This is a genomic window from Nonomuraea roseoviolacea subsp. carminata (assembly GCF_024172185.1).
Taxonomy (GTDB): Bacteria; Actinomycetota; Actinomycetes; order Streptosporangiales; family Streptosporangiaceae; genus Nonomuraea; species Nonomuraea roseoviolacea.
This window is the reverse complement of the sequence record NZ_JAMZEC010000001.1, coordinates 1287312-1312439: the sequence shown is the minus strand read 5'-3', so window position 1 is coordinate 1312439 and position 25128 is coordinate 1287312. Positions and strand designations below refer to the sequence as shown.

Below are 25128 nucleotides of genomic sequence, written 5' to 3'. Positions count from 1 at the left end.
CCCGTGTCATTCACGCCCGTACTGTCACGATATATACCCCTTTGTGACGGTTTGTCAGCCTGATGTGGTGGAGCGTCCTGAGCGGCGCCAGCCCGTGATGCCGCCCTCCAGCGCCAGCGCCCGGAATCCGTTGCGCCGCAGCAGCCGCACCGCCTCGGGCGACACGACGCAGTACGGCCCGCCGCAGTAGGCGACGATCTCCGCGTCGCGCGGCAGCTCCTCCAGACGGTCGCGCAGCTCGGCCAGCGGCAGCGACACCGCGCCCGGCAGGTGCGCCGTGGCGAAGGCCGTCGCCGAGCGCACATCCAGAACGATCGTGCCCGGGTCCTCCAGCCGGGCGGCCAGCTCGGCGGCCGTCACGCCCTCGGGCGAGCCCAGGTGGCGGGCCACCGCCTCGCGCAGGTCGGCCAGTCGTCCGTGCGCGAAGGCCTGCATCTCCCCGAGGAAGCGCGACACCCCGTCGTCGGCCAGCCGGTAGAAGACCTTGGTGCCCTCCTTCCGGCTGGTGACCAGGTGGGCGGCGCGGAGCTGCTGGAGCTGCGCCGAGGTGTTCTTCAGCGCGATGCCCGCCTCCTCGGCGAGCTCCTCCACCGTGCGCTCCTGCTGGTCCAGCACGTCGAGCAGCCGCAGCCGCACCGGGCTCGACAGCACCTTGCCGATGCGGGCGAGCTGCTCGTAGATCGGCTCTTCGGGGAAACTCGTCATCCGACCATGTACTGGTCGTGGCGCAGGAAGAGCTCGGTCCACTCCTCCTCCGTGAGCTCCCGGCCGGTGGTGGCGATCTCGGCCAGCTCCTCGAAGTACCCCTCCCTGGGGGCGCCGGGGGTGAACAGGATGAGCATGGTCGCCGGGGCGCCCGACTCGTTGCGGAAGCCGTGGATGCCGCCCTCCGGGACGAACAGGAAGTCGCCCGGGTTGCCGTCGATCCACCGGTCGCCGTTGAACAGGCGCACCGAGCCGTCGAGGACGTAGAAGGACTCGGTGATGGTGCGGTGGAAGTGCGCGCCGGCGCCGCCCGGGCGGGGGCCCATCTCCCAGCGGTAGAGCCCGAACGCGCCGTTGGTGCTGGCGCCGGTGCCCAGGTAGTGCACGTGGGTGCGCCGCTCAGCCGGGTCGTCGGTGTGGGGGCCCATCACCAGGTCGGCGGGCTGGCCGGCGGTCCGCAGGCGAGCGCTGACCTCGCCCTTCTCGGCGAGGTAACGGGGCTCGGGGTACGACATGACGCTCTCCTCTGCTTTTCTAAGGATCGTTAGAATAGCAGATGAGTTGGCGCCTCAGAAGACGATGACCGTGCGGGCGACCGTGCCCTGGCGGACGTGGGTGACCGCGTCGTTGATCTGGTCCAGCGGCAGCCGCTCCGTGATCAGTCCGCCCAGGTCCAGGCGGCCCCGCTGGTACTGCGCGGCGAGCATGGGCAGGTCGCGGTGGGGCGCGGCGTCCCCGCCCTGGGTGCCCATGAGGCGGCGCGAGGAGAACAGCAGCGACGGGTCCACCTCCACCGGCCGGCCCGCCGGCGGGCTGCCGACCATGACCGTGGCGCCGCCCGGGGCCGTGGCGGCGAACGCCTGGGCGAGCACGCCCGGCACCCCCGTCACGTCGAAGGCGTAGTCCACGCCGCCCCGCACCACCTCGCCGACCTGCGCGGGCAGGTCCCCGGCGACGAGGGTGTGGGTGGCGCCGAAGCGCTCGGCGAGCTTGAGTTTGGCCTCCGCCACGTCGGCGGCGATGATCGTGGTCGCGCCGGCGAGCACCGCGCCCTGGATGACGTTGAGGCCGACGCCGCCGCAGCCCACGACGAGGACGCTGGAGCCCGGGGCCACCCGCGCCACGTTGAGCACGGCGCCGACCCCCGTCACGACGCCGCAGGCCAGCAGGGACATCACGTCGAACGGCGCCTCCGGGGCGATCCGCACGCACATGGGCTCGTTGACCACCGTGTACTCGGCGAACGAGCCGATGCCGATGAAGCGGCGGGTCTCCGCGCCGTCCAGCGTGACGCGCGGCTCGCCGCCCATGATGGCCCGCATCCGGGCCGGGCCGGAGCACAGGTGGAAGCGGCCGGCCCCGCAGTGGCGGCATGTGCCGCAGGGTCCGCTCATCGACACGATGACGTGGTCGCCGGACCGGACCGTGGTCACGCCCGGTCCGACGCTCTCGACGACGCCGGCGCTCTCGTGGCCGAGGATGTACGGCAGCCGCGCGACGACCGGGCTCTTGCCGTCGATGGCCTTGAGGTCGGAGCCGCACACCCCGGACGCCTTGATCTGGACCCGTACCTCGCCGGGGCCCGGATCGGCGATCTCGACCTCGCGGATCTCCATCGGCCGGTCGAAGGCGGTCAGCACGGCGGCGCGCATGAGCATGCGCTCACGCTAGCCCGGCCGTGCGACGTGAGCAAGCGATTGCTCGGCAAGATCCTTCTTGCCCCGGGGTCCGTTGACACCTTCTGGGGCCGAATTTACGCTGGCCGAAACCAAGCGAGCGCTAGGCCAAGAAGAGGGCATGGCGCACGCCGTACCCAAGAGGTGAAGGCGATGGTGCGACGACATCACGAGGTGCGGCGGAGCGCGGCGGCCCTGTCGGGCGCGCTGGCCGTGACGCTGCTGCTGGCCGGCTGCGCCGCCGAGCGCAGGACGCCCGCCGCGACCGGCGGCGCCGCGCCCGGCGTCACCGCGACCACCGTCAAGGTCGGCGGCGTGCTGACCAAGACCAGCGCCAGCGGCTACTCCACCAAGGACGCCGAGATCGGCGCCAGGGCCAGGTTCGAGCGGGCCAACGCCGAGGGCGGCGTCAACGGACGGAAGATCGAGTTCGTCGGCGCCGAGGACGACGGCCAGGACGCGGCCAAGGGCGACGCGGCGGCCAGGAAACTCGTGCAGAAGGACCAGGTGTTCGCCCTGGTGCCCGTGCACGCGCCCAACTTCGGCGGCGCGGCGTTCCTGGAGCAGCAGGGCGTGCCGTGGTTCGGCTGGGCCACCGGTCCGCAGTGGTGCGGGACGCGGACCGGATTCGGCTACAACGGCTGCCTGGCGCCCAGGAAGGGGGCCGGCTCGCAGACCTGGTGGGGCAGGCAGATGGCCGACCTGCTCGGGGGTGCGCAGGGCAAGAGCGTCTACGTCCAGACCACCGACTCCAGCGGCAGCAAGTACGGCGGGACGACGATCTCCCAGTCGTTCGCCGCGGCCGGGTTCGAGCTGGCCGGCGTGAACTCCGGCCTGCCCGCCGCCGCGCCGCCCCCCGACTGGCTCCCGTACGTCAACAAGATCATGACCTCGGACGGCGGCAAGGCGCCCGACGTCGTCGTCTCGGTCATCGCCGGCACCAAGTTCAACGTCGGCCTCTACTCCGCGCTCAAGCGGGCCGGCTACCGGGGCGTGCTCACGGACGCCACCAGCTACGACGCCGCCATCCTCAAGGACCCGGCCAGCGCGCAGGCGATGGAGGGCGTCGTCGCCGCGCCGATGTTCGAGCCGTTCGAGTCGACCGCCCCCGAGATCGCCGCGTTCAAGGCGGACGTCGAGAAGGTCGCGCCCGGGGCCACGCTCACCCAGCACATGGCGATCGGCTACTGGGCCGCCGACATCTTCCTCGACCTGCTCGCCAAGACCGGCAAGGACCTCACCCGCGAGAAGTTCCTGGCCACCGCCAACGGCGGCTACTCCTACGAGAACGCCGGATTCGGCCGCATCCGCTTCCCCCAGGACCACACCGAGCCGAACGGCTGCGGCGCCCTGGTCAAGCTGGAGGGCGGCGCGTTCAAGGTGGCCAAGAGCATGAAGTGCTTCGACAACGTGCCGCTCAGATGATCGCCGGATACATCCTCAGCGGGCTGGTCACCGGCGCCGTCTTCGCCGTCATGGGGGCGGGTCTCACCCTGTCGTACGCGGCCACCGGCGTGTTCAACTTCGCCCACGGCGCCGTCGGCTTCATGGCGGCCCTGCTGTTCTACCAGTGCGACCGGGCCGGGCTGCCCCCGTGGCTGTCGGCGCTGCTCGCGGTCGGCCTCTTCGCGCCCGCGCTCGGTTACCTGCTGCACCGCGCCATGTTCCGCGGCCTGGCCCGGGCCGGGGAGACCGCGCAGATCGTCGCCACCATCGGGCTGACGATCGCGCTGCCCGCCCTCGGCCTGCTCGCCGTGGACCTGCTCGGCCTGCCGCCCGCCGACGCCACCGCCCTGCCGCGCGGCGTCGGCCCGCACCCGGCCGCCGCTCTCGACGTGCTCGGCGTCCGCCTCGACACCGACCAGCTCATCACCTTCGCGCTCTCCGCCCTCACCGCCGCCGGCCTGTGGGCGTTCCTCCGGCACACCCCGTACGGGCTGCGCATGCGCGCCTCCGTGGACCGGCGGCGCCTGGCCACGCTGCGCGGCGTGGACGTGGACGCCACCTCCGCCCTGGCCTGGATGCTCGGCTCCGGCCTGGCCGGGCTCGCCGGGGTGCTGGCCGTGCCGGTGATCGGGCTCGACGCCACCGCGTACACGGTGCTGCTGTTCGCCTCGGCCACGGCGGCGGTGTTCGGGCGGCTGCGGTCGGTGCCGTGGACGTTCGCCGCCGGGCTCGGGCTGGGCGTCGTGCAGAACCTGGTCGCCGGGTACACCGACTTCCTCGAGGAGGTCACCGGGCTGCGGACCGCCGTGCCGGTGATCCTGCTGTTCGCCGGGCTCGTGCTGCTCAACCGCTCGCGCGAGCGGGTGGCGGGCAGCACGGCCGAGGACGCGCCGCCGCCCGACCACCTGGCCGCGGTGCCGCTGTGGCGGCGGCGCCTGCCGTGGGCGCTGGCCCTGGCCGCGCTGCTCGCCTTCACCGCCGCGGGCCCGGAGTACTACGTGGGCGTCGCGGCCAACGGGCTGGTGCTGGCGCTGATCTTCTGCTCGTTCGTGGTGGTCACCGGGATCGGCGGCATGGTCAACCTGGCCCAGGCGTCGTTCGCCGCGATGGCGGCGCTGGCCTGCGGGTGGGCGTACGCGTCGGGGCTGCCGTTCTTCGCCGCGATCCTGCTCGGGGTGCTCGCGGCGTGCGCGGTCGGCCTGCTGGTGGCGCTGCCCGCGCTGCGGCTCGGCGGACGGGTGCTGACGCTGGCCACGCTGGCCCTCGCGCTGCTCGCCGACCAGGTGCTGTTCCAGGTGGACGCCTTCAGCAACGGCACGATCGGCTGGCCGCTGCCCGCGCTGTCCCTCGGGTTCGCCGACACCTCCGACCCCCGGGTGCGGGTGGTGCTGCTGCTCGCGCTGGTCGGGCTGGCCGGGCTGCTGGTGCGCAACCTCGAACGCTCGGCCTCCGGGCGGGCCGTCCTCGCGGTCCGCTCCGCGCCGGCCGCCGCCGCCACCTCGGGGCTGTCCGCGCCCCGCGCCAAGATCACGCTGTTCGTGCTGGCGTCGGGGATCGCCGGGCTGGGCGGCGTGCTGTTCGCCGTCTCCAAGGAGTCGATCACGGCGACCGACCTGCCGGCCTTCTCCGGATTCGTGTGGCTGGCCGTGGTGGTGCTCCAGGGGGTGCGCCGGGTCGGCGGCGCGGTGCTCGGCGGGCTGGTCGCCGCCGCCATGCCCGAGCTGCTGGCCACGTGGGGCCTGTCGGCGCACGTGGGGGCCATCCTGTTCGGCGCGGGCGGCGTGGTCCTGGCCCGGCATCCGGACGGGGTGCTGGCGCAGTTCGCCGAGTCCCGCCACCGGCGCCGGCTGCGCCGCCAGGAGCGCGAGCGCCCCGCCACCCCTTCACCTGCTGCTTCCCTCGTCGTGGAGGAGCCCGCCGACAGAGCGTCTCCCGCCGTCGAGAGGGAGGAGCCCGTCCTGTTCCGGCTGGAGAACGTGGTGGCGGGCTACGCCGACTGCACGGTGCTGCGCGGGGTCGAGCTGTCCGTACGGCCCGGCGAGGTGGTCGCGCTGCTCGGCGCGAACGGCGCCGGCAAGTCCACCGCCTGCGCCGTCGCCGCCGGTGACCTGCCCGTGGCCGCCGGCCGGGTGCTGCTCGACGGCCGGGACGTCACGGCGTGGCCCGCGCACCGCAGGGCCCGGGCCGGGGTGCTGCTGGCGCCCGAGGGCCGGGGCGTCTTCCCGGGCCTCACCGTGGACGAGAACCTGCGCACCTGGCTCGACGACCCCGCCCCCGCGTACGAGCGGATGCCGCAGCTCGCCGCCCGCCGCGGCGTGCCCGCCGGGGCGCTGTCCGGCGGCGAGCAGCAGCTCCTCACCCTGGCTCCCGCGCTCGTCAGGCCGCCCCGGGTGCTCATCGCCGACGAGCCGTCGCTGGGGCTGGCCCCGCTCGTGGTCCGGCAGGTGTTCGAGGTGTTCGCCGAGCTGCGCGAGCGCGGGGTGGCCCTGCTGCTGGTCGAGGAGAAGGCCACCGAGGCGCTGGCCGTGGCCGACCGCGTGGCGTTCATGCGGCTCGGCCGCATCACCTGGACCGGGCCGCGCTCCGAGGTGGACGCCGACCGGCTGACCGCCGCCTACCTGGGGGTGTCGTGATGCTGCGGGTGAGCGACGTGTCCGTGTCCTTCGGCGGGGTCAAGGCCCTGGACGGGGTGTCGTTCGAGGTGCCGGAAGGGCAGGTGTGCGGGGTCATCGGGCCGAACGGCGCGGGCAAGACGACGCTGTTCGACGTGGTGTCGGGGCTGCGCCGGCCGGGCGCGGGGCGGGTGAGTGTGGCGGGGGAGGACCTGACCCGGGCCTCCGCGGTGCGGCGCGCCCGGCGCGGGCTGCGGCGCACGTTCCAGCGCACGCAGGTGTTCGGGCGGCTCACGGTGGCCGGCAACGTGCTGGCGGCCCTCGACTGGCACGGCGGCGGGGGCGGCCTGGTCGCCGACCTGGTGGGCCGGCCCGCGCGGCGGCGGCTGGAGCGCGAGCGGCGGGCGCGCGTGGACGAGGTGCTGGAGCTGTGCGGGCTGACCGCGCTGCGCGACGCGTACGCGGCGGCGCTGCCGGTGGGGCAGCGGCGGATGGTGGAGCTGGCCCGCGCCCTGGCCGACCGGCCGAGGCTGCTGCTGCTCGACGAGCCCACCTCCGGGCTCGACGCGGAGCAGGGCGACCGGCTGCGCGCGGTGGTCGCGGCGCTGGACACCACGGTGCTGCTCGTCGAGCACGACATGGGTTTCGTCATGGACGCCTGCGACCGGCTGGTGGTGCTCGACCTCGGCCGGGTCATCGCCACGGGCCCGCCGGAGGAGGTGCGGGAGGACCCGGTGGTGCGGGCGGCGTACCTGGGCTGACCGCCCCTCCGGATCGGGGCGGCGTACCTGGGCTGACCGCTGCTCCGGGTCCGGGGCGGTCAGAAGGACGGGACGGCGCGGATCGCCGCGAGCAGGTGGGCGTGGACGCGGGCGACCGGCTCGGCGGACAGGCCGCCCGAGCGGACCGCGAGGTAGCCGGTGTTGATCGGCGGCACCTCCGGCTCGGTCAGCGCCACCAGCGCCCCGGACGCCAGGTGCGCCCGGCACAGGTACGCGGGCAGCACCGAGCACCCCATCCCGGCCAGCACCGCGTTCAGGACGCCCCGCAGGTCGGGGATCACCAGCCGGGCGTCCGCCGACGGGCGGCGGCCGAAGACCGTGCGCCAGTAGCGCCGCACGATCGGCAGGTCCTCCGCGTACGCGATCAGCGGCAGCTCGCCCGGCCATCGCCCCGCCACGGCCGGGGCGGCGACCAGCACGAACTCCTCGTCGTACACCGGCTCGGCCTGGATGCCGCGGTGGCGCGGCCGGATCGTGGAGACGACCAGGTCGAGCCGCCCGGCGGCGAGGTCGGCGAGCAGGTCGTCGGACAGGCCGAACGTGAGGCGCACCCGCAGCCCGTCGCTCACCAGCGGCGCGAGCATCGGCACCACCTGCTCCGACAGGAACTCCGCCGGCCCGCCCAGGTGCACCGCGCGCTCGACCGGCAGCCGCGCCCCCACGACGGCGTCCAGCGTGTCGAGGGAGGCGGCCACCCGGCGGGCCAGCTCGTCCGCGGCGGCCGTGGGCGTCACCCCGCGCGGCATCCGGTCGAACAGCGGCCGTTCCAGGGCCGCCTCCAGCGACTTGACCTGGGCGGTGACGGCGGGCTGCGACAGGCGGAGCGTCTGGGCCGCCGCCGTGATCGACCCGGTGCGGTACACGGCGAGGAAGGTCCTGAGCAGATCCAGCGATACCGGCATATCAGTATTCTGATGGCTCGTCGGGCTTCGCGCTATTTGTGGCTGATGGCTACGCGCGCCATCCTGGGGGCATGACCAAGCGCATTCTCATCGCACTGACCAGCCACGACGACCTCGGCGGCGTACGCCCGACGGGCTACTACGTGTCCGAGGCGGCGCATCCGTGGGAGGTGTTCCGCGCGGCCGGGTTCGACGTGGACGTGGCCAGCGTGCGCGGCGGCGAGCCGCCCCAGGACGGCCATGACCCGTCCGACGAGGTACAGAACGCCTTCCTCGCCACGCAGGCGGCCCGTGACACCGCCAGGCTGGCCGACGTGGACGGCTCCGCCTACGACGCCGTCTTCTACGCCGGCGGCCACGGCACCATGTGGGACTTCCCGACCGACCCCGACGTCGCCCGCGTCGGCAGGGAGGTCTACGAGCGCGGCGGCGTGGTGGCCGCCGTCTGCCACGGGCCGTCCGCGCTGGTGAACCTCACGCTGTCCGACGGCACCCACCTGGTGGCGGGCAAGCGGGTCGCCGCGTTCACCGACAGCGAGGAGAAGGCCGCCGGAGTGGACACCGTCGTGCCGTTCCTGCTGGCCGACGCGCTGGTGGAGCGGGGCGCGCGGCACGAGGGTGCGCCGGACTGGCAGGCCCAGGTGGTCGTCGACGGCCGCCTCGCCACCGGCCAGAACCCCGCCAGCGCCGCCCCGCTGGCCGAGCGCGTCGTCGAACTCCTCGCGTAGGCGCCCGTCCGGGCCTTCAGGGGTACGGGGGCCCGTTCCGAGGAAGGACTTGGGGCATGACGCTGCACCCCAACCTCGACCCGGAACTGCGCGAGGCCCTGGAACGGGCGCCGCTGCACATGCTGGAGGCGGCGACGCTCACGCCCGAGGCCGTCGCGCGGCACCGGGCCGAGCTGGACGCCCTGCTAGCGCTCATGCCGCCGCCCGGGCCGGGGGTGGTGGTCGAGGAGCGGCGCGCGCCCGGCCCCGGAGGCGACGTGCGCCTGCGCGTCCACCTCCCGGCGGCCCCGCCCCCGGCTCCGTCCTCAGCTCCGGCGGGGAGGCCGTGTCTGTACTGGATCCACGGCGGGGGCATGGTCTTCGGCCGGCCCGAGATGGACGACGGCCTGCTCGCCGGGTACGTGGAGCGGCTCGGCTGCGTCGCCGTCTCCGTCGACTACCGGCTCGCGCCCGAGCACCCGCACCCGGCGCCCGTCGAGGACTGCTACGCCGGCCTGGTGTGGACCGCCGCGAACGCCGCTGTGCTCGGTGCCGACCCGTCCCGGCTGGCCGTCGCCGGGATGAGCGCGGGCGGCGGCCTGGCCGCGGCCACGACCCTGCTGGCCCGCGACCGGGGCGGCCCGCCCGTGGCGTTCCAGCTCCTGGCCGGCCCGATGCTCGACGACCGCGGCGTCACCCCGTCCAGCCGCCTCGCCGACGCCCCGCTGTGGGACGGCGCGGCCAACGCCTTCGGCTGGCGGTCCCTGCTCGGCGAGCGGGCGGGCGGCGCGGACGTCTCCCCGTACGCGGCGCCCGCCCGGGCGACGGACCTGGCCGGGCTGCCGCCGGCGTTCGTGGACGTGACGGAGCTGGAGATCTTCCGGGACGAGGCGCTCGACTACGCCCGGCGGCTCGCCGAGGCGGGGGTCTCGACGGAGTTCCACCTCTATCCGGGCGGCTTCCACGGGTTCGAGGTGCTGCTGCCGGACACCGAGCTGGGCCGGGCCGTCTCCGCGGCCCGGCTCGCCGCCCTGCGCCGCGCCTTCCGGACCGGGGCCGCCGGGCCATCGGCCGGATGAACCGCTCCGGATCGCCCGGCCGCGCCTGGCCAGTTGACCAAGCGTGCGCTAGGTTGGTGTCCGTGGATCTCGACTTCACCAGGGCCGAGCGGGACTTCCGCGCCGAGGTCCGCGACTGGCTGGCCGGGCACGTACCCGACCGGCTGCCGTCGATGGACACCCCCGAGGGCTTCGAGGCGCACCGCGCCTGGGAGGCGCTGCTCGCCTCCGCCCGCCTCTCCGCCGTCTCCTGGCCCGAGGAGTACGGCGGGCGCGGCGCGTCGCTCGTCGAATGGCTGATCTTCGAGGAGGAGTACTGGGCCGCCGGCGCTCCCGGCCGGGTCAGCCAGAACGGCGTCTTCCTGCTCGCCCCGACCCTGATGGCGTTCGGCACCGAGGAGCAGCGGCGCGCCTGGCTGCCCGGCATGGCGCGCGCCGACCAGGTCTGGGCGCAGGCGTGGTCCGAGCCCGAGGCGGGCAGCGACCTGGCCGCGCTCACCTCCCGCGCCGAGCGGGCCGACGGCGGCTGGCGGCTGTACGGGCAGAAGACGTGGAGCTCCCGGGCCGCGTACGCCTCGCACGGGTTCGGCCTGTTCCGCACCTCCGGGGCGCGGCACAAGGGGCTGACCTACCTCATGTTCCCGCTGGAGGACGTCGGCGTGCGGCCCGTCGCCCAGCTCGACGGGCTGCCCGGGTTCGCGGAGCTGTTCTTCGACGGCGTGTACGTGCCCGACGCGATGGTGATCGGCGAACCGGGCGACGGATGGCGCATCGCCATGGCCGCCACCTCCTCCGAGCGCGGCCTCACCCTGCGCAGCCCCGGCCGCTTCCTGGCCACCGCCGACCGGCTCGTCGCCCTGGCCCGCGACGCCGACCCGGCGCTCGCCGACCGGGCCGCCCGATGCTGGAGCGACGCCGAGGCGTACCGGCTGCACACCTTCCACACCGCCCGCCGCATCGCGGCCGGGGAGTCGATCGGGCCCGCGTCGAGCATGGGCAAGGTCTTCTGGTCGGAGCTGGACCTGCGGATGCACGGCCTGGCCATGGAACTGCTGGGCGAGCGGGCGGGGACGACGCCGTGGCTCGACGGGTTCCTGTTCGCGCTGGCGGGGCCCATCTACGCGGGCACCAACGAGATCCAGCGCACGATCATCGCCGAGCGCGTCCTGGGGCTGCCCCGGTGACGCCGCGTGCCTCGTGTGTCCCGCTTCCTCGCGAGTCCTGTCCGTGCCGAGCCGGGAGGTCCCCTCGATGGACTTCGCCTTCACCCCGGACCAGCTCGCGCTGGCCGAGACCGTACGAGACGTCCTGACGGAGCACTGCCCGCCCAAGGCGTTGCGCGCCGAGCGGCTGCCCGCGTGGGACCGGCTCGCCGCCGTGGGGTTCTTCGGGCTGCTCGTGCCCCCCGAGGCCGACGGGCTGGGACTCCGCCTGGTGGACGCCCTACCCGCCCTTGAGGAGACCGGCAGGGCGTGCCTGCCGGGGCCGGTCGTGGAGACGGCCGTCGTCGCGCCGTACCTGCTGCCTTGGGTGCCCAAGCTGGCCTCCGGGGCCGTACGGGTGAGCGTGGTGCCGCCGGGCGGCGCCGGCGCGCCGGACGCGGACCTCGCCGACCTCATCGTGGTCTCGAGGGGGAGCGACGGTGGTGCGGTGGTGGTGGGACGCGAGGCGGCGCGGCTGCGACCCCTGCCGGGGCCGGACCCGTGCCGCCGGTTGTCCGAGGTGTCGTACACGGACGCCACGCCCCTGGACCGGCCGCTCGGCCCGGCGCTGCGCGCGGCCACCGTGGCGACCGCCGCCCAGCTCATCGGGGTGGCGCGGCGGCTGCTGGAGGTCTCCGTGTCCTACGCGCGGGTCAGGAGGCAGTTCGGGGCGCCGATCGGGTCGTTCCAGGCGGTCAAGCACCGGCTGGCGGACGTGGCGGTCGGCATCGCGTTCGCCGCGCCGCTGGTCCACCGGGCCGCCCTCGCGGTGGAGGCGGCCGTACCGGATGCCGGTGTGCCGGATAGAGGTGTGCCGGACGGAGGTGTGCCGGACGTGGATCGGGACGTGAGCGCCGCCAAGGCGGCGGCGGGCGAGGCCGCCGACCTCGCCGCGCGCGCCGCGCTCCAGACCCACGGCGCGATCGGCTACACCGAGGAGCTCGACCTGAGGTTCTGGCTGGCCCGCGCGTGGTCGCTGTCGGCCGCGTACGGCGGCGCGGCCGAGCACCGGGCCAGGATCCGCGAGGCCCTGGCGGGCGGCGACCTGCGGCGGTACCCGTGAAGTACGGCGTGCCCCTGGGCCTCATCCACCCGGCCGCGTGGAAGGACGTCGCGGTGGCGGCCGACCGGCTCGGGTTCGAGTCGGTGTGGCTGCCCGAGCACCTGGTGTTCACCACCGACCTGTCGTCGGCCGCCTACCCGGGCACCTCGAACCCGGGCATCAAGCCGTCCACACCGCTCTTCGACGCCCCGGCGTACCTGTGCTGGCTGGCCGCGCTCACCACGCGCGTCCGGCTGGGCACGGCCGTGCACCTGCTGGCGCTGCGGCACCCGTTCGTGTCGGCGCGCGCCTTCGCCACGCTGGACGTGGTGTCGTCCGGCCGGGCGATCTGCGGGGTGGGCGCCGGGTGGTACCGGGGCGAATGGGACGCGGCCGGGGTGCCGTTCGCGGACCGGGGAGCCCGGCTGGACGAGGTCATCGAGGTGACCCGGCGGCTGTGGAGCGAGCCCGTGGTGGCGCACTCCGGGACGTTCTACTCGTTCCCGGAGGTGGCGTTCGAGCCGAAGCCCGTACAGCACCGGCTGCCGATCCTGTGCGGCGGCGAGTCGCCCGCCGCGCTGCGCCGGGCCGCACGGCTGTGCGACGGCTGGATCAGCATGCCGCACACGCTGGAGTCGATCCGGCCCCAGCTCGACCGGCTCGCGGCGCTCGGGGGGACGAGGTCGGTGACGGTCCACGCGTACGAGCTGGGGTCGCCGGACGAGGTGCCGTCCTGGGCGGCGCTGGGGGTGAACCGGCTCATCGTCCGTCCGTGGACGCGGAGCAGGGACGCGGTGGCGGGTCTGGAGTCCTTCGCGGCCCGGTACGGGGTCACGCCCGCGTGGGAGCCGGTACGGGGGTGACGGCCGGCGGCTGAGACGCCGACCCTCACCGGGGCTCTCTCACCGGGCCCTCACCCGGATCCTCACCGGCCCCTCTCACCGGGCCCTCACCCCGGCCCTCTCGCTGGGCGGCTCGTCAGGCGCGGTGGCGGCCCCTTCTGCGGCGGCTCTCGCGTGCGGGGGAGTCCGTGCTGGGGGCGCTTGGGGAAGCGTCTCCGGCACCCGGAACGGCGGCCGGGCGGTTCGCCGCACTTGCCGCACTTGCCGCGGTCGCACTCGTCGCACTGCTCGCACTCGTGGCGCTCGGGGACGCCGGTGAGACCCGTCCCTCCATCGGCGTTCCCGGGACGGACGGCGCCGCGAGGGACAGGCCCGTGACGGGCGGTCCCTGGAGGGACACGTCCGAGATGAGCGGAGCCGAGAGGGGCGGCGTGGAGGACGACCCGGCGCGATGGGGAGCGGACTCCGCGGCGGCGTGGGCGGGGGAGCGGTGGCGGCGGCCTCGGAGCGGCCCGTCCTGGGCGAACTGGTCGGACCAGCGGGGCTCCAACTGGCGCACGTCCCAGCGGCCACCGGCCCGCTGGGCGTCGCCGCGATGGGCGTCGGGTCCGTGGGCGTCGTTGCGACGGGCGGCGGGTCCGTGGGTGCCGCCGTCGTGCGAGCCGGGCCGGCCGTCGCCGGGCTGGGCCTCGCCCGCGAGCGTGTCCGCGCGGTGGAGCGGGGCGGGCTGCGGGTGGATCCAGTAGGGGTCGATCCGGCGGGCGTCCATGTGGTGCGGCTGCTCGGTGCGGTACTGGGCCATCCCGCGGTGGCGGCGGCCGCGCGGGGCGGCGTCGGGCGAGAACGTGGCCGGCTCCTCGACGGGGTGCCCGCTGCGGCGCCTCCGCCCCCGGTATCCGCCGATGGAGGCGTCCTGCCGCCCTGACCGCCCGGCGAACTCCTGCCGCCCGGGCCGCCCCGGAAGGTCCTGCCGTCCGGAACGCGCGGGGAGGTCCTGCCGCCCGGGCCGCGTCGGGACGTCCTGGCGCCCGGATCGGCCCTGAGCGCCGTTCGTGCGGGTGTGGCCGCCCTGGAGGCCGTCCACGACCCCGTACCGTCCCTGAGGGCTTCCCGCGTGGGCGTGGCCGTCCAGACGGGCGTACGGGCCGTCAGAGGAGTCGCCGGAGCCCCTGGGGCGGGGGCGGCGGCCGAAGGCGTCCCACGCCTCCTCCTCGCGCGGCAGGCCCTGGGCGTCGCGCAGGAGGGTCTGGGCGTCGCGCACCAGGAGCGCGACGTCCGGCGGCAGGGACTCGGCGGCCGGCCACGGCTCCGCGGGCACGTACCGCGTGGCCCGGGCGGCGACGGGCGCTTGAGACGCCTCGGAGGTGCGGACGGAGACGGGCGCGTGAGGCGTCTGCGCAGCGCGGGTGGCGCCGGGGCCGGTGGCCGTCTCGGGGATACGGCCGGTCGGCCGGTCGGCGGCGGAGGCCGCGCGGGGGCCGAACGCGTCGAACCGGCTCGTCGCCTCCGGGATCGCGAACGTGCCCGGCGGCAGCGCCAGGCGCGCGGCGAGCGCCTCCAGGGAGAGCCCCCGCCGCGCCGCGGCGGTCTCCAGCGTGACGAACCTGCGGCCGGTGGCCGCCGGGTCCGGCGAGGTCTCGACCGGGACGATGCGGCGGGCGCCGAGGGCCTCCAGCGGCGTTCCCTGGTGGATGGCCGTGGGCTCCAGCGGAGCGGCGGACGCGTCCTCCGAGAGGCCGGCCAGGATGTCCGGGTGCAGGGGCATGGGGCCCGTGGAGGCCGGGTCCACCGGGAAGAAGTCCGCGGCGGACGCGGCACCGGCGCCGTACCCGGAATCGGCGCCGTACCAGGTAGCGACGCCGTAGCCGGAACCGGAGCGGGACGCGGCGGAGGAGCCGCCAAGGGCCGCCGAGCGCGACGTGCTGACCGGCTCGACCGTCTCCAGCAGGGCGTCCGCGGCCGGGTGGGCGGAACGCCCCGCCCCGGCGGCAGCGGTGGTGCCGCCCGCCAGTGCCGCCGCCTCACGGCCGTTCACCGCGGTGCCGCCCGCCAGTGCCGCCGCCTCACGGCCGTTCACCGCGGTGCCGCCCGCCGGCGCCGTCGTGCCGCGGGCCGTGGCGATCGCCACCAGGGTCGCGCCTGCCGTGGCCGTGGCGCCCGCCGCCAGGGCCGCTCCCGCCGTGGCGCGGGCCGCGGCGGTGGCGCGGGTCGTCAGCGTGGCGTCCGCCGTCGTACGGCGCACCATCGTGGCCTTGACCGGCGCGCTCTCGGCGGCCGAGGCGAAGGCCGGGCGGCGGGGACGGCGGTGGCGGCGACGGCCGGGAGCGGCCGGAGCGGCGGCGGTCAGAGCGGGCCGGGCGCGCATGTGCCGGGTCTTGGCCACGGCGAGCAGCGCGAGGGCGGCCACCAGCGCGGAGCCCACCAGTGTCGGTGACTCCAGCGCCGGGGACGGGTGCGTGGCCGAGGCGTCCCCGAGCGGCGCCAGCGGCTCGCTGGTGACGGCCTTGGTGTCGGCCGTGGCGGGCTTGGCGTGCTTGCCCTTCTTGGCGGCCTTGTCGGTGTTCGTGGCGGCCGAGCTGGTGGCCTGCGGTCGCGCCTGAGGCTGGGCCTGGGGCTGGGTCTGCGGCTGGACCGGCTGCGTCCGGGTGGTGGGCGTGGGGCCGGTCGCCTGCTGGGCGCCGTTGGTGGGCTTCGCGGTGGGCTGGGCGCGGGCGGCCAGCGGCGGCTGGACGATGGTGACCTCGGAGTACGGGATCAGCGCCCCGAGCGTGCTGTCGGTCTGCTGGAGCAGCCCGGTGTCGGTGTTGGCCGGCGGCAGGACGGGGTCGACGCGGTTCTCGCGGTCGAGACGCTCCTTGATCCGCCACGGGTAGCCGTAGCCGACGACCTTGCTCGTGTCACGTTCCTTGCGCTTGAGGACGCCGCCGTCGATGTTGCCCTCGATCGTGTGGATCGTGTTGCCCTCGACCCGGGTCACGATGCCCACGTGGTCGATCCGGTCGAGGCTGTTGGAGCCGCTCCAGTCGTAGAAGACGAAGGCTCCGGGCTCGGGCTTGTGTCCCCAGGCGTCGTGCTTGCGGAACCACTTGGCGTGACTGACGGTCCAGGCGAACTGGCCCATCCACTCCTCGTAGCCGAGCTTGTGCGCGGCCCACGAGAGCATCATGTCGCACCACGGCGCTGAGGTGTAGTCGGCGTCGAACTCGACGTTCTTGCCGTACCAGTCGCCGAACTTGGTGTACGCACCGCCCCTCTCCGAGTAGCCGAGCTGGCTCTCGAGAAGGTCGATGAACTTCCGCATCTCTGGCGTCATGTAGTGCAGAGAAACCTTCCGGGCAAGACCGGATTCATCCGCACAGTCTGGGGTACACGGGGTACCCGGGACACGTGTGACAGATCCGGAGGCCTGTAGTTTTCGTGACGATCGGAGGCTACCGTGACAAAAAGGCAGGTAAAGCATCCGTCACGCGCGTGTCGCGCTGGTGGCGGAGGTGAAGGTGCAGGTCAAGAGCTTGCCAGATTTGTCCAAAGAACGTGTCGTTTATAGGTAAAAGATCTAGCTTGTTGCGCCGGGCGGATCGTTGCGCATCACGGTGAGTCGCCACGCGCTCACTCGGCCGGCCCCGAGCCGGAAGCCGTGCGGCCGGCCATCCCGCGGGCGACCGGCAGGCCGGCGACCGGCAGCACCAGAACGGCCAGCGCGCCCCCGATCCACAGCGCGCTCACCGTCGAGAGCGCGTCCACGGCCAGACCTCCGACGAGGGCGCCGAGGGCGATGGACAGGTTGAACATCGACACGTACAGGGAGGACGCGGCCTCGGTGGCGGCCGGCGCGGCGTTCAGGATCCAGGTCTGGAAGGTGACCGGGACGGCGCCGTACCCCAGCCTCCAGACGACGAGGACCACGGCCGCCGAAACAGCGCTGTGATCGGTCATGGCGAGGGCGGCCATGGACGCCGTGAGGAGCACGGCGATGCCGCACACGGCCTGCCGCAGGCGTGTGGTGACCAGGGCGCCGGCGACGAAGTTGCCGCAGATGCCGGCGACGCCGAAGACCAGCAGCAGCACGCTGATCAGGCCGTCGGACACGCCGTCGTCCTGGAGGATCGGCCGGACGAACGTGTAGGCGGTGAAATGCCCGGTGACGGCCAGGAAGGTCATGGCGATGCCCACGCGCAGCGCGAGGTGTGTCCGGAACACCTTCGGCAGGTCCGCGAACGTCATCGTGCGCTCCGGCGCCACCCTCGGCATCACGACGACCATGCAGGCGAGCGAGACCAGGCCGAGCACGCCCACGGCCGCGAACGCGGTGCGCCAGCCGCTGAGGTCGCCGACCAGGGTGCCGGCGGGCACGCCGAGGACGGAGGCGGTCTCGACGCCGCCGAAGACGACGGCGGTCGCACGCGCGACGTGGTGCCGGGGCACCAGGCGCAGGGCGATGCCCCCGGCCAGCGACCAGAAGCCGCCGACGCTGACGCCGATGAGGAACCGGGCGAGGAGGACGACGGCGAAGCCGGTGGCGAAGGCGGAGGCGAGGTTGGCCGCGCCCACCGTCCCGATCAGCAGGGCCAGCACCAGCCGGCGGTCGATCCGGGCGGTGGCCACGGTGACGATCGGCGCCGCGACGGCGGCGACCAGCCCGGGCACGGTCACCATGAGCGCGGTGGTGCCCTCGGAGACGTCCAGCGCGGCCCCGATCGGCGTGAGAAGCCCGACGGGCAGCAGCTCGGACGTCATCAGGGCGAAGATCCCCAGCGTCACGGCAAGGATCGCGAGCCAGCCCCGGACCGGTGCGGGGACGGTGTCCCGGGCCGGGCGCGGGGGCGGCACGTCGGTGGAGGTCACGGTGTCGGCCTTTCCGATGCGGTCATGACGAGGTGGCGGCCACGGCGAGGCGGCCGCCACCGGTGGAGCGGACGGAGGTGCCGCTACTCGGTGCCGGGCGTCTTGCGCGTGGTCACGTTCATGCGGTTCCAGGCGTTGACCGTGAAGATCAACGCGATCAGCCGCGCCAACTCCTTGTCGTCGAAATGCCGCGCGGCCTCGTCGTACACCTCGTCCTCGACGCCCTGGGGCAGCAGGGTGACCGCCTCGGTCAGCGCCAGGGCGGCGCGCTCCTTCGCGGTGTAGAGGCTGGATTCCTGCCACGCGCTCAGCTGGTGGATGCGCGCCTCGCTCTCGCCCGCCCGGCGGGCGTCGCCGGTGTGGTAGTCGATGCAGTACGCGCACCGGTTGATCTGGGAGGCGCGGATCTGCACCAGCTCGACCAGGACCTGGTCCAGCCCTTCGCGGGCCGCCGCGTCCAGGGCCAGCACGGCCCTGAAGATCCTGGGCGCGACAACGGACATGTTCATGCGTGGGGGAATGGCGACGTTCGTCATGCTCCCGACCCTAGAAGCGGGATCGGCCCACGCTATGGTGCATTTTCGTGGACATTTCGTGGGTCAATTTCCGGCACCGGACGTGGCGGTGAGCGGCCCGCCGGCGGACGGCGGCAGCGACCTGCACCTGGAACTCGCCGGCGGCGGCGGCGCGCGCGTGCGGCTGACGCGGGCCTTGCGCGAGGCGATCCGCTCGGGGCGGCTGGCGCCCGGCACCCGGCTGCCGCCCTACCGCGCCCTCGCCCTCGACCTGGGGATCGCTCGCAACACCGTCGCCGCGGCGTACTCGGAGCTCGTGGAGGAAGGCTGGCTCACCTCCCGTCAGGGGTCGGGCACGCAGGTCGCGCGCCGCGTCGCGCCCCTGGAGCCCGGCGACCGGCGTTCCCCCGCGCGTCCGTCCCGCGTGCGGGTCGTGCACGATCTGATGCCCAGTTCCCCCGACGCGGCCGCCTTCCCGCGGGCGTCCTGGATCGCCTCCGCCCGCCGCGCGCTCGCGAAGGCGCCCAACGACGCCTTCGGCGTCGGCGACCCCCGGGGCCGGCCGGAGTTGCGCGAGGCGCTGGTGGAGTACCTGGCGCGTACCCGGGGCGTGCGCACGAAGGCGGAGCACATGGTGATCTGCTCGGGCTTCGCGCACGGGCTGCGGCTGGTGTGCCAGGTCCTGCGCGGTCCGGTCGCGGTCGAGTCGTACGGGCTCGACTTCCACCGCTCCATCCTCATGGAGGCGGGGCTGAAGACCGTGCCGCTCACCGTGGACGGCGGCGGCGCGCGCGTCGAGCGGCTGCCGGACACCGACGCGCGAGCCGTCCTGCTGACGCCCGCGCACCAGTACCCCACGGGAGGCGCGCTGCACCCGCGCCGCCGGGCCGCCGTCCTCGACTGGGCCCGCGCGACCGGCGGTCTGCTGCTGGAGGACGACTACGACGGCGAGTTCCGCTACGACCGCGAACCGGTCGGCGCCATCCAGGGCCTCGACCCCGACCGCGTCGTCTACTTCGGCTCCACGAGCAAGAGCCTGTCACCCGCGCTCCGGCTCGGCTGGATGGCGCTGCCCGGCCGGCTGGTGGACGACGTCCTCGCCGCCAAAGGACCGCGCGAACTCTCGTCCGGCGTCACCGACCAGCTCACCCTCGCCGACTTCATCGCCGGCGGCGCCTACGACCGCCAGCTGCGCCGCATGCGCAGGATCTACCGGCGTCGTCGTGACCTGCTCACGGCCACGCTCGCCGAACGCGCTCCGCACATCACCGTGAGCGGCATCGCCGCGGGCCTGCACGCCGTCCTCGACCTTCCCCCGGGCACCGAGCGGGCGGCACTCCGCGCCGCCCGCCGCCTCGGCCTGGCCCTGGACGGCCTGAGCCCCTACCGGCACCCCGACAGCACGATGCCACCGCGCGACGGCCTGGTCATCGGCTACGGCACACCACCCGAACACGCGGTCGCGGCCGCCCTGGACGCCCTCTGCCTCGCCCTGCCCGACCCACGGGAGGAACGCGCCGATCACCGTCTCTAGAACATGTTCTAGAATGCGTTCCATGACGATCGACGTCGCCGCCCAAGACGCCCAGGACGCCCGCCTCGAAGCCCTCTGCGCCCTCGCCCAGGAGACCAGGGACTTCATGGACGCCGTGGCCCTCACCGAGGTGGGTGGGAGCGAGATCGCCGCCGTCGCCGCCGAGCTGGCCGCCCTGACCGCCCGCCTGCGCGCGGCCGCGCGGGAGACGCCGCAGCCGCTGGAGATCGGCGCGGACGGCACTGTGCGGCACCTCGGCAACGCCGTCACGGGCGCGGCCAACCCGCACGCGCTCCCGCTCGTGGTCGAGCGCGACCCCGAGCGCGGCGTGCGGGCCGACATCGCCTTCCGGCCCCTGCACGAGGGGCCGCCCTCCGCCGTCCACGGCGGCATCAGCGCGATGATCCTCGACCACGTGCTCGGCCAGGCGGTCGCCGCCGCCGGGGTGGCCGGGCTCACCGGCACGCTGACCGTCCGCTACCGGGCGACCGTCCCGTACGGTCGGCCGCTCGTCGCCACCGCCGAGCACACCCGGTCGGAGGGCCGCAAGTCGTGGGCCGACGGACGCATCGCCCTGCCGGACGGCACCGTCCTGGTGGAGGCGACCGGCCTGTTCATCACGCCGGCCGAGTGGGTGGGCCTCAAGGTCACCTGACCGCTGAAGCCCCCGCCTCGCCGCGCGTACCCGTCCGGTCCCGAGCGCCCGCCCCGTCTCGCCGGCGTCCTCAGTAGCCGGCTCCGGTGGTCAGGCCCCCGTCCACCGTGAACTCGCCGCCCGTGCAGTAGCTCGACCGGTCCGAGGCCAGGAACGCCACCACGTGCGACACCTCCACCGGCTTGGCGAACCGCTTGATCACCATGGCCCGCACGAACGCCTCGGCGTCGACCTCGTCCATCATGTCCGGGTTCATGGCCATGGACGTGTTGATGGCGCCGGGGTGCACGGAGTTGACGCGGATCTTGAAGGGGGCCAGCTCCCGCGCCGCCGACTTGGTCACGCCGCGCACCGCGAACTTCGAGGCCGCGTACGCCGACAGTCCCTCGGCGCCGACGAAGCCCTCGATCGAGGAGATGTTCACGATCGAGCCGCGCCCGGCCGCCTTCATGGGCTCGATGACCGACTTGACGCCGAGCCACGTGCCCTTGAGGTTCACCTCGATCACGCGGTCGAACTCCTCCGGCTCCATATCCGCGATACGCCGAAATTTCAGGATCCCGGCGTTGTTGACCAGGACGTTCAGGCGGCCGTGCAGCGACACCGCGGTCCCCACGGCCCGCGCCCACTCCTCCCGGTCCGTCACGTCGTGGTGCACGAAGGTCGCGCCCGTCTCCTCCGCCAGCGCCTTGCCCTCCTCGTCGAGCACGTCGCCGAAGACCACCTCGGCGCCCTCCTCGCGGAACAGCCGCACGTGCGCCTCGCCCATGCCCCGCGCGCCGCCCGTGACCAGCGCCACCTTGCCGTCAAGCAGTCCCACCGCGACCTCCCGCCGCTCCCACGCCAACGCCGGCCGCTCCGGCGCCGGCCTTCACGATCCCGCCCGCCCGTCCAAGGCGAGGCGGTCGAGGGTCCGGCCGGCCGCGACCGCCACCGCCGCCGCCTCCATCGACCGGTACACCGGGACGCCCGCCCGCCCGGCGATCCTCCGCACCTCGTCCTCCACGCCCGCCGGCGCGCACTCGCCGTTGCGCGTGACCAGCGTGAACCTGGTCCCGGCCAGCTCCTCCTGCGCCCCGCCGAGGGCCCGGGCGTACTCCAGCAGCGGCTCGGCCGACGTGCCGTAGGTGAAGAAGCTCTGCACGTTGACGTGCGCCACCACGTCCCGGTACGGCCGGCGCCGCAGGATCGCGGCGACGGCGCGCCGCACCAGCTCGGGGCGGCCGCGTGGCCCGACGGGCACCTCCAGGGGGTTGGCCAGCGTGCTGCCCGCCCCGAGGCCGAGCCCGCGCAGGTCGGGCAGGGCGTCGCCGGGCAGCGGCTCCAGCCCTACCCCGGCCTGGTCGAACGCGTCGGCCGCGAGGACGCTCGCCCCGCCGCTCGGCCCGATCACCAGCGCCCCGTCGCCGGACGCGGGCCGCGCCCCGTGCGCCTGGAAGAACGACAGCACGCCGATCAGGTCGTCCTGGCTGCCCACCAGCGCGGCGCCGGTCTGCTCGGCCAGCGCCCGCCAGATCCGCCCGTCACCGACCAGCCCGCCGGTGTGGGAGGCCGCCGCCCGGCGGCCCTGCGCGCTGCGCCCGCCGACCAGCAGCGCCACGGGCAGCGTGGTCGCGGCCAGCGCCTCGTACAGGGCCCGCCCTTCGCGCGGGTCCTCCAGGTACAGGCCCACGGCCCGCGTCTCGGGGTCGTGCGACAGCCAGCGCAGCAGCTCGGCGGGCGTGACGTCGGCGGCGTTGCCCACGGTGGCGACCCGGCTGAAGGCCAGGCCGCGCCGCTCGCCGACCTTGATCACCTCGCCGGCGAGGCCGCCGCTCTGCGAGATCAGCGCCACCGTCCCGGGCGGGCCGAGGCCGCCGCCGGTGAACGTCTGGCGGCCCCGCGGGCAGTACACGCCCATGCAGTTGGGCCCGAGCAGCCGCGTGCCGGCCGCGCGCGCCGCCTCCACCAGGTCCGCCTCCAGCTCGGGGCGTCCCGCCTCGCCGAACCCTCCGCTCATGACCTGCGTGTACGCCACGCCGGTCGCCTGCCGCACGACGTCCGCGCAGCGTTCGGCGGGGACCGCGACCAGCGCGTAGTCGGCGCCCGCCGCCGCCAGCGACGGCACGGCCGGGACCCCGGCGACCTCGGCGGCCTCGGGGTGCACCGCCACCACGGGCATCCCGGCGGCCCGGTAGAAGTCGAGGAACATGTTGCCGAAGTTCGGGCGGGTGGTGGAGGCGCCGACCACGGCCACGGAGCGCGGCTCGAACAGCTTCCGGAAGTCACCGCCGCCGGTCGCGCGTCCCGTCGGGGACGCGGACGGCAGGTAGCGGGCGTCCACGGCGACCACGCCCGACGGCGTGGCGATCACCGGGTTGGCCTCGAACTCGCCCAGCTCCAGCCGTTCCCACAGCCCGCCGGGCCCGCCCAGCGTCATGAGGAGCTTGACCACCGCGCCGACGTCCACCCCGGCCCCGCCCCGGTACCCGTGGAGCAGCGCCGACCCGCGCAGCGAGCCGAGCATGCGGCGGACGTCGTCCTCCGAGACCGGGCACAGGGCGAGGGCCGTGTCGCGCAGCGCCTCCGCCCACACCCCGCCGAGCCCCGTCAGCAGCACCGGCCCGAACCCGGGATCGCGCACCAGCCCGGCGATCAGCTCGACCCCGGCCGCGGCCTGCTCCTCCACGAGAAACCCGCTCGGCGCGATCCCGCGCGCGGCCAGCGCCTCGCGCATCCGCCCGGCCGCGTCCGCCACCTCGGCGAGCCGCAGCCCGAGCCGCACCGCGCCGGAGTCGGACTTGTGGACGAGCCCCGGCCCGAACGCCTTGAGCACCACCGGCTCGGACAGCCCGCCGACCGCCCCGAAGTCCGGCGCGGGCCCGGTGATCACGACGCCGCGCGGCACCGGCACCCCGGCCTCCCGCAGCAGCGCCTTGGCCTCGTGCTCGAAGACGACCCCGGGAACGGGCCCGCTCTCGCCGCCGCCGACCGCCATCCCTCAGCGCTCCAGCAGCCGGTGCAGTTCCCGCCGCAGCAGCTTGCCCGGCCCGCCCGAGGCGTCCTGGAAGTGCGGCAGCTCGTCCGCCACCACGATGTGGTCGGGCCGCTGGTGCGCCGGCAGCGTGTCGGCCAGGGCCAGCGCCAGCTTGGACGGGTCGAGGGTGTGACCGGCGCGGGGCACCACGGCCAGCAGGATCTCCTGCTCCACGGCCTCCTGGCCCTCCACGTGCGCCGGGACGCCCACCGCGCCCGCCTCGGCGACGCCGTCCAGCGCCGCGGCCGCCTCCTCGACGGCCACCGGCTGGCTCCACACGCCGCCCTTGAGTATCGCGTCCTCGCGCCGCCCGAGCACCCGCAGCACCCCGTCCTCGGACACCGTGCCGAGGTCGCCGCCGACGTACCAGCCGCCGCGCAGCACCTCGGCCGTCCGGTCCGGCAGCCCGTCGTAGCCGGCCATCACGTGCGGGCCGGCGAGGTTGATCTCGCCGGTCCGGCCGACCACCCGCTCGCCGGTGGGGCCGGTCACGCGGACCGCGTTGCCGGTGCGGGCCCGTCCCGACGAGCCGAGCGGGATCGAGCCGTCGTCGACGCGGCCCATGCAGGTGTACGGGGCCTCGGTCTGGCCGTAGTAGGAGTAGACGGCGGCGCCGGGCAGGCGCTGCTTGATGCGGTCGAGCATGGTGGCGGTCAGCGGCTCGCCGCCCAGCATGATGACCTCGACGGACGACAGGTCCACGCCCTCGTGCCCGGCCGAGCCGAGCAGCGCCGCGTAGAACGACGGGATCTGCGACACGTGGGTGACGCGTTCGCGCGGCACGACGCGCAGGAAGTTGGCGGGGCCCCAGTCCTGCTCCAGCACCAGCCGCATGCCCGCGTACAGGGCCGGCCCCACGATGGCCGGGAACCCGATGCCCCAGATGATGGCGCCGGTGCCGAACACCGACTCGGGCCCGCGCGGCACGTCCAGCCAGATCTGGGCCGTGGCCAGCGACGAGGCGTGCGTGTGGACGACCGCCTTCGGCAGCCCGGTCGTGCCGGAGGTGTAGTAGAGGGCGAGCGGGTCGTCGTGGCCGCCCGCGATCGGCGGCTCCTCCTCGGACGCCTCGGCGGCCAGCGCGTCGAGGTCCACCGCGCCGTCGCCGGGCCCGCCCACCTTCATCCAGGTGGTCACGCCCGGGAGCGCGGGCCGGATCTCCGCCACGGCCGCCTCCACGGTCGCGTCGTACACGAACGCCGTGCAGCCCGACTGCTCGACGACCGCGCGCAGCGTGTCGACCGGCCAGTACGGGTTCAGCGCGGCGGTGACGACGCCCGTCTTGGCCTGGGCGAGGTAGACCTCGGCGACGTGCAGGGTCTCGTTGAGCAGCGCGCCGACCCGCTGACCGGGGGTGATGCCGGCGGCGAGGAGGGCGTGGGCGCGGCGGTTGACGAGCCGGTTGAGCCGGTCGTAGGTGAAGCGGCGCTCGCCGCAGTAGGTGAGCGCCTCGCGGTCCGGGGTGCGCATCGCCCCGGCGGTCAGGATCGCGTGGCCGTAGTTGCCGTAGGGGGATCGCGCCATGGGGGCCTCCGGATCAGGCGGTCGGGCTGGCGGAGCAGGGGCCGGCGGGAGGAGCGGAGCAGGGG

The 25128-nt window shown here is 74.9% G+C and carries 20 protein-coding genes; 10 read left to right on the top strand and 10 right to left on the bottom strand.

What is annotated here, in order from left to right; genetic code table 11:
• Positions 1 to 54: 54 nt before the first annotated feature.
• From HD595_RS05980 to HD595_RS05970, 3 genes are read right to left on the bottom strand one after another with little or no spacing between them, the layout of a single operon-like run.
• Positions 55 to 705, bottom strand: coding sequence for an ArsR/SmtB family transcription factor (locus HD595_RS05980; RefSeq protein WP_253766383.1), 651 nt, complete (start codon positions 703 to 705; stop codon positions 55 to 57).
• Positions 702 to 1220 (bottom strand): cupin domain-containing protein, encoded by a 519-nt coding sequence (locus HD595_RS05975; protein ID WP_253766381.1) that lies wholly within the window; start codon positions 1218 to 1220, stop codon positions 702 to 704. Before HD595_RS05975 ends, HD595_RS05980 begins: the two co-directional genes overlap by 4 nt.
• A 54-nt stretch (positions 1221 to 1274) precedes the next feature.
• Positions 1275 to 2363: an alcohol dehydrogenase catalytic domain-containing protein gene (locus HD595_RS05970; RefSeq protein WP_253766379.1), complete on the bottom strand. Its 1089-nt coding sequence runs from the start codon at positions 2361 to 2363 to the stop codon at positions 1275 to 1277.
• Positions 2364 to 2534: 171 nt separating this feature from the next.
• Here HD595_RS05970 and HD595_RS05965 point away from each other — a divergent pair, with 171 nt between their 5' ends.
• Genes HD595_RS05965 through HD595_RS05955 form a run of 3 tightly spaced genes read left to right on the top strand, consistent with a single transcriptional unit; the run spans position 2535 to position 7200 of the window.
• A complete protein-coding gene (locus tag HD595_RS05965; RefSeq protein ID WP_253766377.1) occupies positions 2535 to 3806 on the top strand; it encodes an ABC transporter substrate-binding protein in 1272 nt (423 codons plus the stop codon).
• Entirely contained in the window at positions 3803 to 6460 is a 2658-nt protein-coding gene (locus HD595_RS05960) for an ABC transporter permease subunit (protein WP_253766375.1), read from the top strand. The genes HD595_RS05965 and HD595_RS05960 overlap by 4 nt, the downstream gene beginning before the upstream one ends.
• Complete coding sequence (locus tag HD595_RS05955) at positions 6460 to 7200, top strand: ABC transporter ATP-binding protein (protein WP_253766373.1); 741 nt, start codon at positions 6460 to 6462, stop codon at positions 7198 to 7200. The genes HD595_RS05960 and HD595_RS05955 overlap by 1 nt, the downstream gene beginning before the upstream one ends.
• 59 nt (positions 7201 to 7259) lie before the next feature.
• Here the strand turns inward: HD595_RS05955 and HD595_RS05950 are convergent, their stop codons facing one another.
• Positions 7260 to 8123, bottom strand: a complete 864-nt coding sequence (locus HD595_RS05950) for a LysR family transcriptional regulator (RefSeq protein ID WP_253766371.1) — start codon at positions 8121 to 8123, stop codon at positions 7260 to 7262.
• 71 nt (positions 8124 to 8194) lie between these two features.
• Between HD595_RS05950 and HD595_RS05945 the strand changes: the two genes are divergently transcribed.
• The 5 genes from HD595_RS05945 to HD595_RS05925 all read left to right on the top strand — a co-directional run bounded on the left by HD595_RS05945 (position 8195) and on the right by HD595_RS05925 (position 12995).
• Positions 8195 to 8851 (top strand): type 1 glutamine amidotransferase domain-containing protein, encoded by a 657-nt coding sequence (locus HD595_RS05945; protein WP_253766370.1) that lies wholly within the window; start codon positions 8195 to 8197, stop codon positions 8849 to 8851.
• 56 nt (positions 8852 to 8907) lie between these two features.
• The gene (locus HD595_RS05940; RefSeq protein ID WP_253766368.1) at positions 8908 to 9909 is read left to right on the top strand and encodes an alpha/beta hydrolase; all 1002 of its coding nucleotides are present in this window, start codon (positions 8908 to 8910) and stop codon (positions 9907 to 9909) included.
• A gap of 62 nt (positions 9910 to 9971) precedes the next feature.
• Complete coding sequence (locus tag HD595_RS05935) at positions 9972 to 11072, top strand: acyl-CoA dehydrogenase family protein (protein ID WP_253766366.1); 1101 nt, start codon at positions 9972 to 9974, stop codon at positions 11070 to 11072.
• A gap of 67 nt (positions 11073 to 11139) precedes the next feature.
• Entirely contained in the window at positions 11140 to 12153 is a 1014-nt protein-coding gene (locus tag HD595_RS05930) for an acyl-CoA dehydrogenase family protein (protein WP_253766364.1), read from the top strand.
• Positions 12150 to 12995: a TIGR03619 family F420-dependent LLM class oxidoreductase gene (locus tag HD595_RS05925; RefSeq protein WP_253766362.1), complete on the top strand. Its 846-nt coding sequence runs from the start codon at positions 12150 to 12152 to the stop codon at positions 12993 to 12995. Before HD595_RS05930 ends, HD595_RS05925 begins: the two co-directional genes overlap by 4 nt.
• 115 nt (positions 12996 to 13110) lie before the next feature.
• Here HD595_RS05925 and HD595_RS05920 read toward each other — a convergent pair whose 3' ends face one another.
• The 3 genes from HD595_RS05920 to HD595_RS05910 all read right to left on the bottom strand — a co-directional run bounded on the left by HD595_RS05920 (position 13111) and on the right by HD595_RS05910 (position 18355).
• On the bottom strand, positions 13111 to 16275 hold the full coding sequence (locus HD595_RS05920; protein ID WP_253766360.1) for a CHAP domain-containing protein: 3165 nt from the start codon (positions 16273 to 16275) through the stop codon (positions 13111 to 13113).
• A gap of 308 nt (positions 16276 to 16583) precedes the next feature.
• Complete coding sequence (locus HD595_RS05915) at positions 16584 to 17819, bottom strand: MFS transporter (protein ID WP_253766358.1); 1236 nt, start codon at positions 17817 to 17819, stop codon at positions 16584 to 16586.
• Between the two features lie 83 nt (positions 17820 to 17902).
• Positions 17903 to 18355, bottom strand: coding sequence for a carboxymuconolactone decarboxylase family protein (locus HD595_RS05910; RefSeq protein WP_253766356.1), 453 nt, complete (start codon positions 18353 to 18355; stop codon positions 17903 to 17905).
• Between the two features lie 58 nt (positions 18356 to 18413).
• Between HD595_RS05910 and pdxR the strand changes: the two genes are divergently transcribed.
• On the top strand, positions 18414 to 19868 hold the full coding sequence (pdxR, locus tag HD595_RS05905; protein WP_253766354.1) for a MocR-like pyridoxine biosynthesis transcription factor PdxR: 1455 nt from the start codon (positions 18414 to 18416) through the stop codon (positions 19866 to 19868).
• Between the two features lie 22 nt (positions 19869 to 19890).
• Positions 19891 to 20523 (top strand): PaaI family thioesterase, encoded by a 633-nt coding sequence (locus HD595_RS05900; RefSeq protein WP_253766353.1) that lies wholly within the window; start codon positions 19891 to 19893, stop codon positions 20521 to 20523.
• Positions 20524 to 20593: 70 nt separating this feature from the next.
• Here the strand turns inward: HD595_RS05900 and HD595_RS05895 are convergent, their stop codons facing one another.
• From HD595_RS05895 to HD595_RS05885, 3 genes are read right to left on the bottom strand one after another with little or no spacing between them, the layout of a single operon-like run.
• Complete coding sequence (locus tag HD595_RS05895; protein WP_253766351.1) at positions 20594 to 21343, bottom strand: glucose 1-dehydrogenase; 750 nt, start codon at positions 21341 to 21343, stop codon at positions 20594 to 20596.
• Between the two features lie 51 nt (positions 21344 to 21394).
• The gene (locus HD595_RS05890) at positions 21395 to 23500 is read right to left on the bottom strand and encodes an acetate--CoA ligase family protein (protein WP_253766349.1); all 2106 of its coding nucleotides are present in this window, start codon (positions 23498 to 23500) and stop codon (positions 21395 to 21397) included.
• Positions 23501 to 23503: 3 nt separating this feature from the next.
• Positions 23504 to 25063, bottom strand: a complete 1560-nt coding sequence (locus tag HD595_RS05885; RefSeq protein ID WP_253766347.1) for a class I adenylate-forming enzyme family protein — start codon at positions 25061 to 25063, stop codon at positions 23504 to 23506.
• Positions 25064 to 25128: the final 65 nt, after the last annotated feature.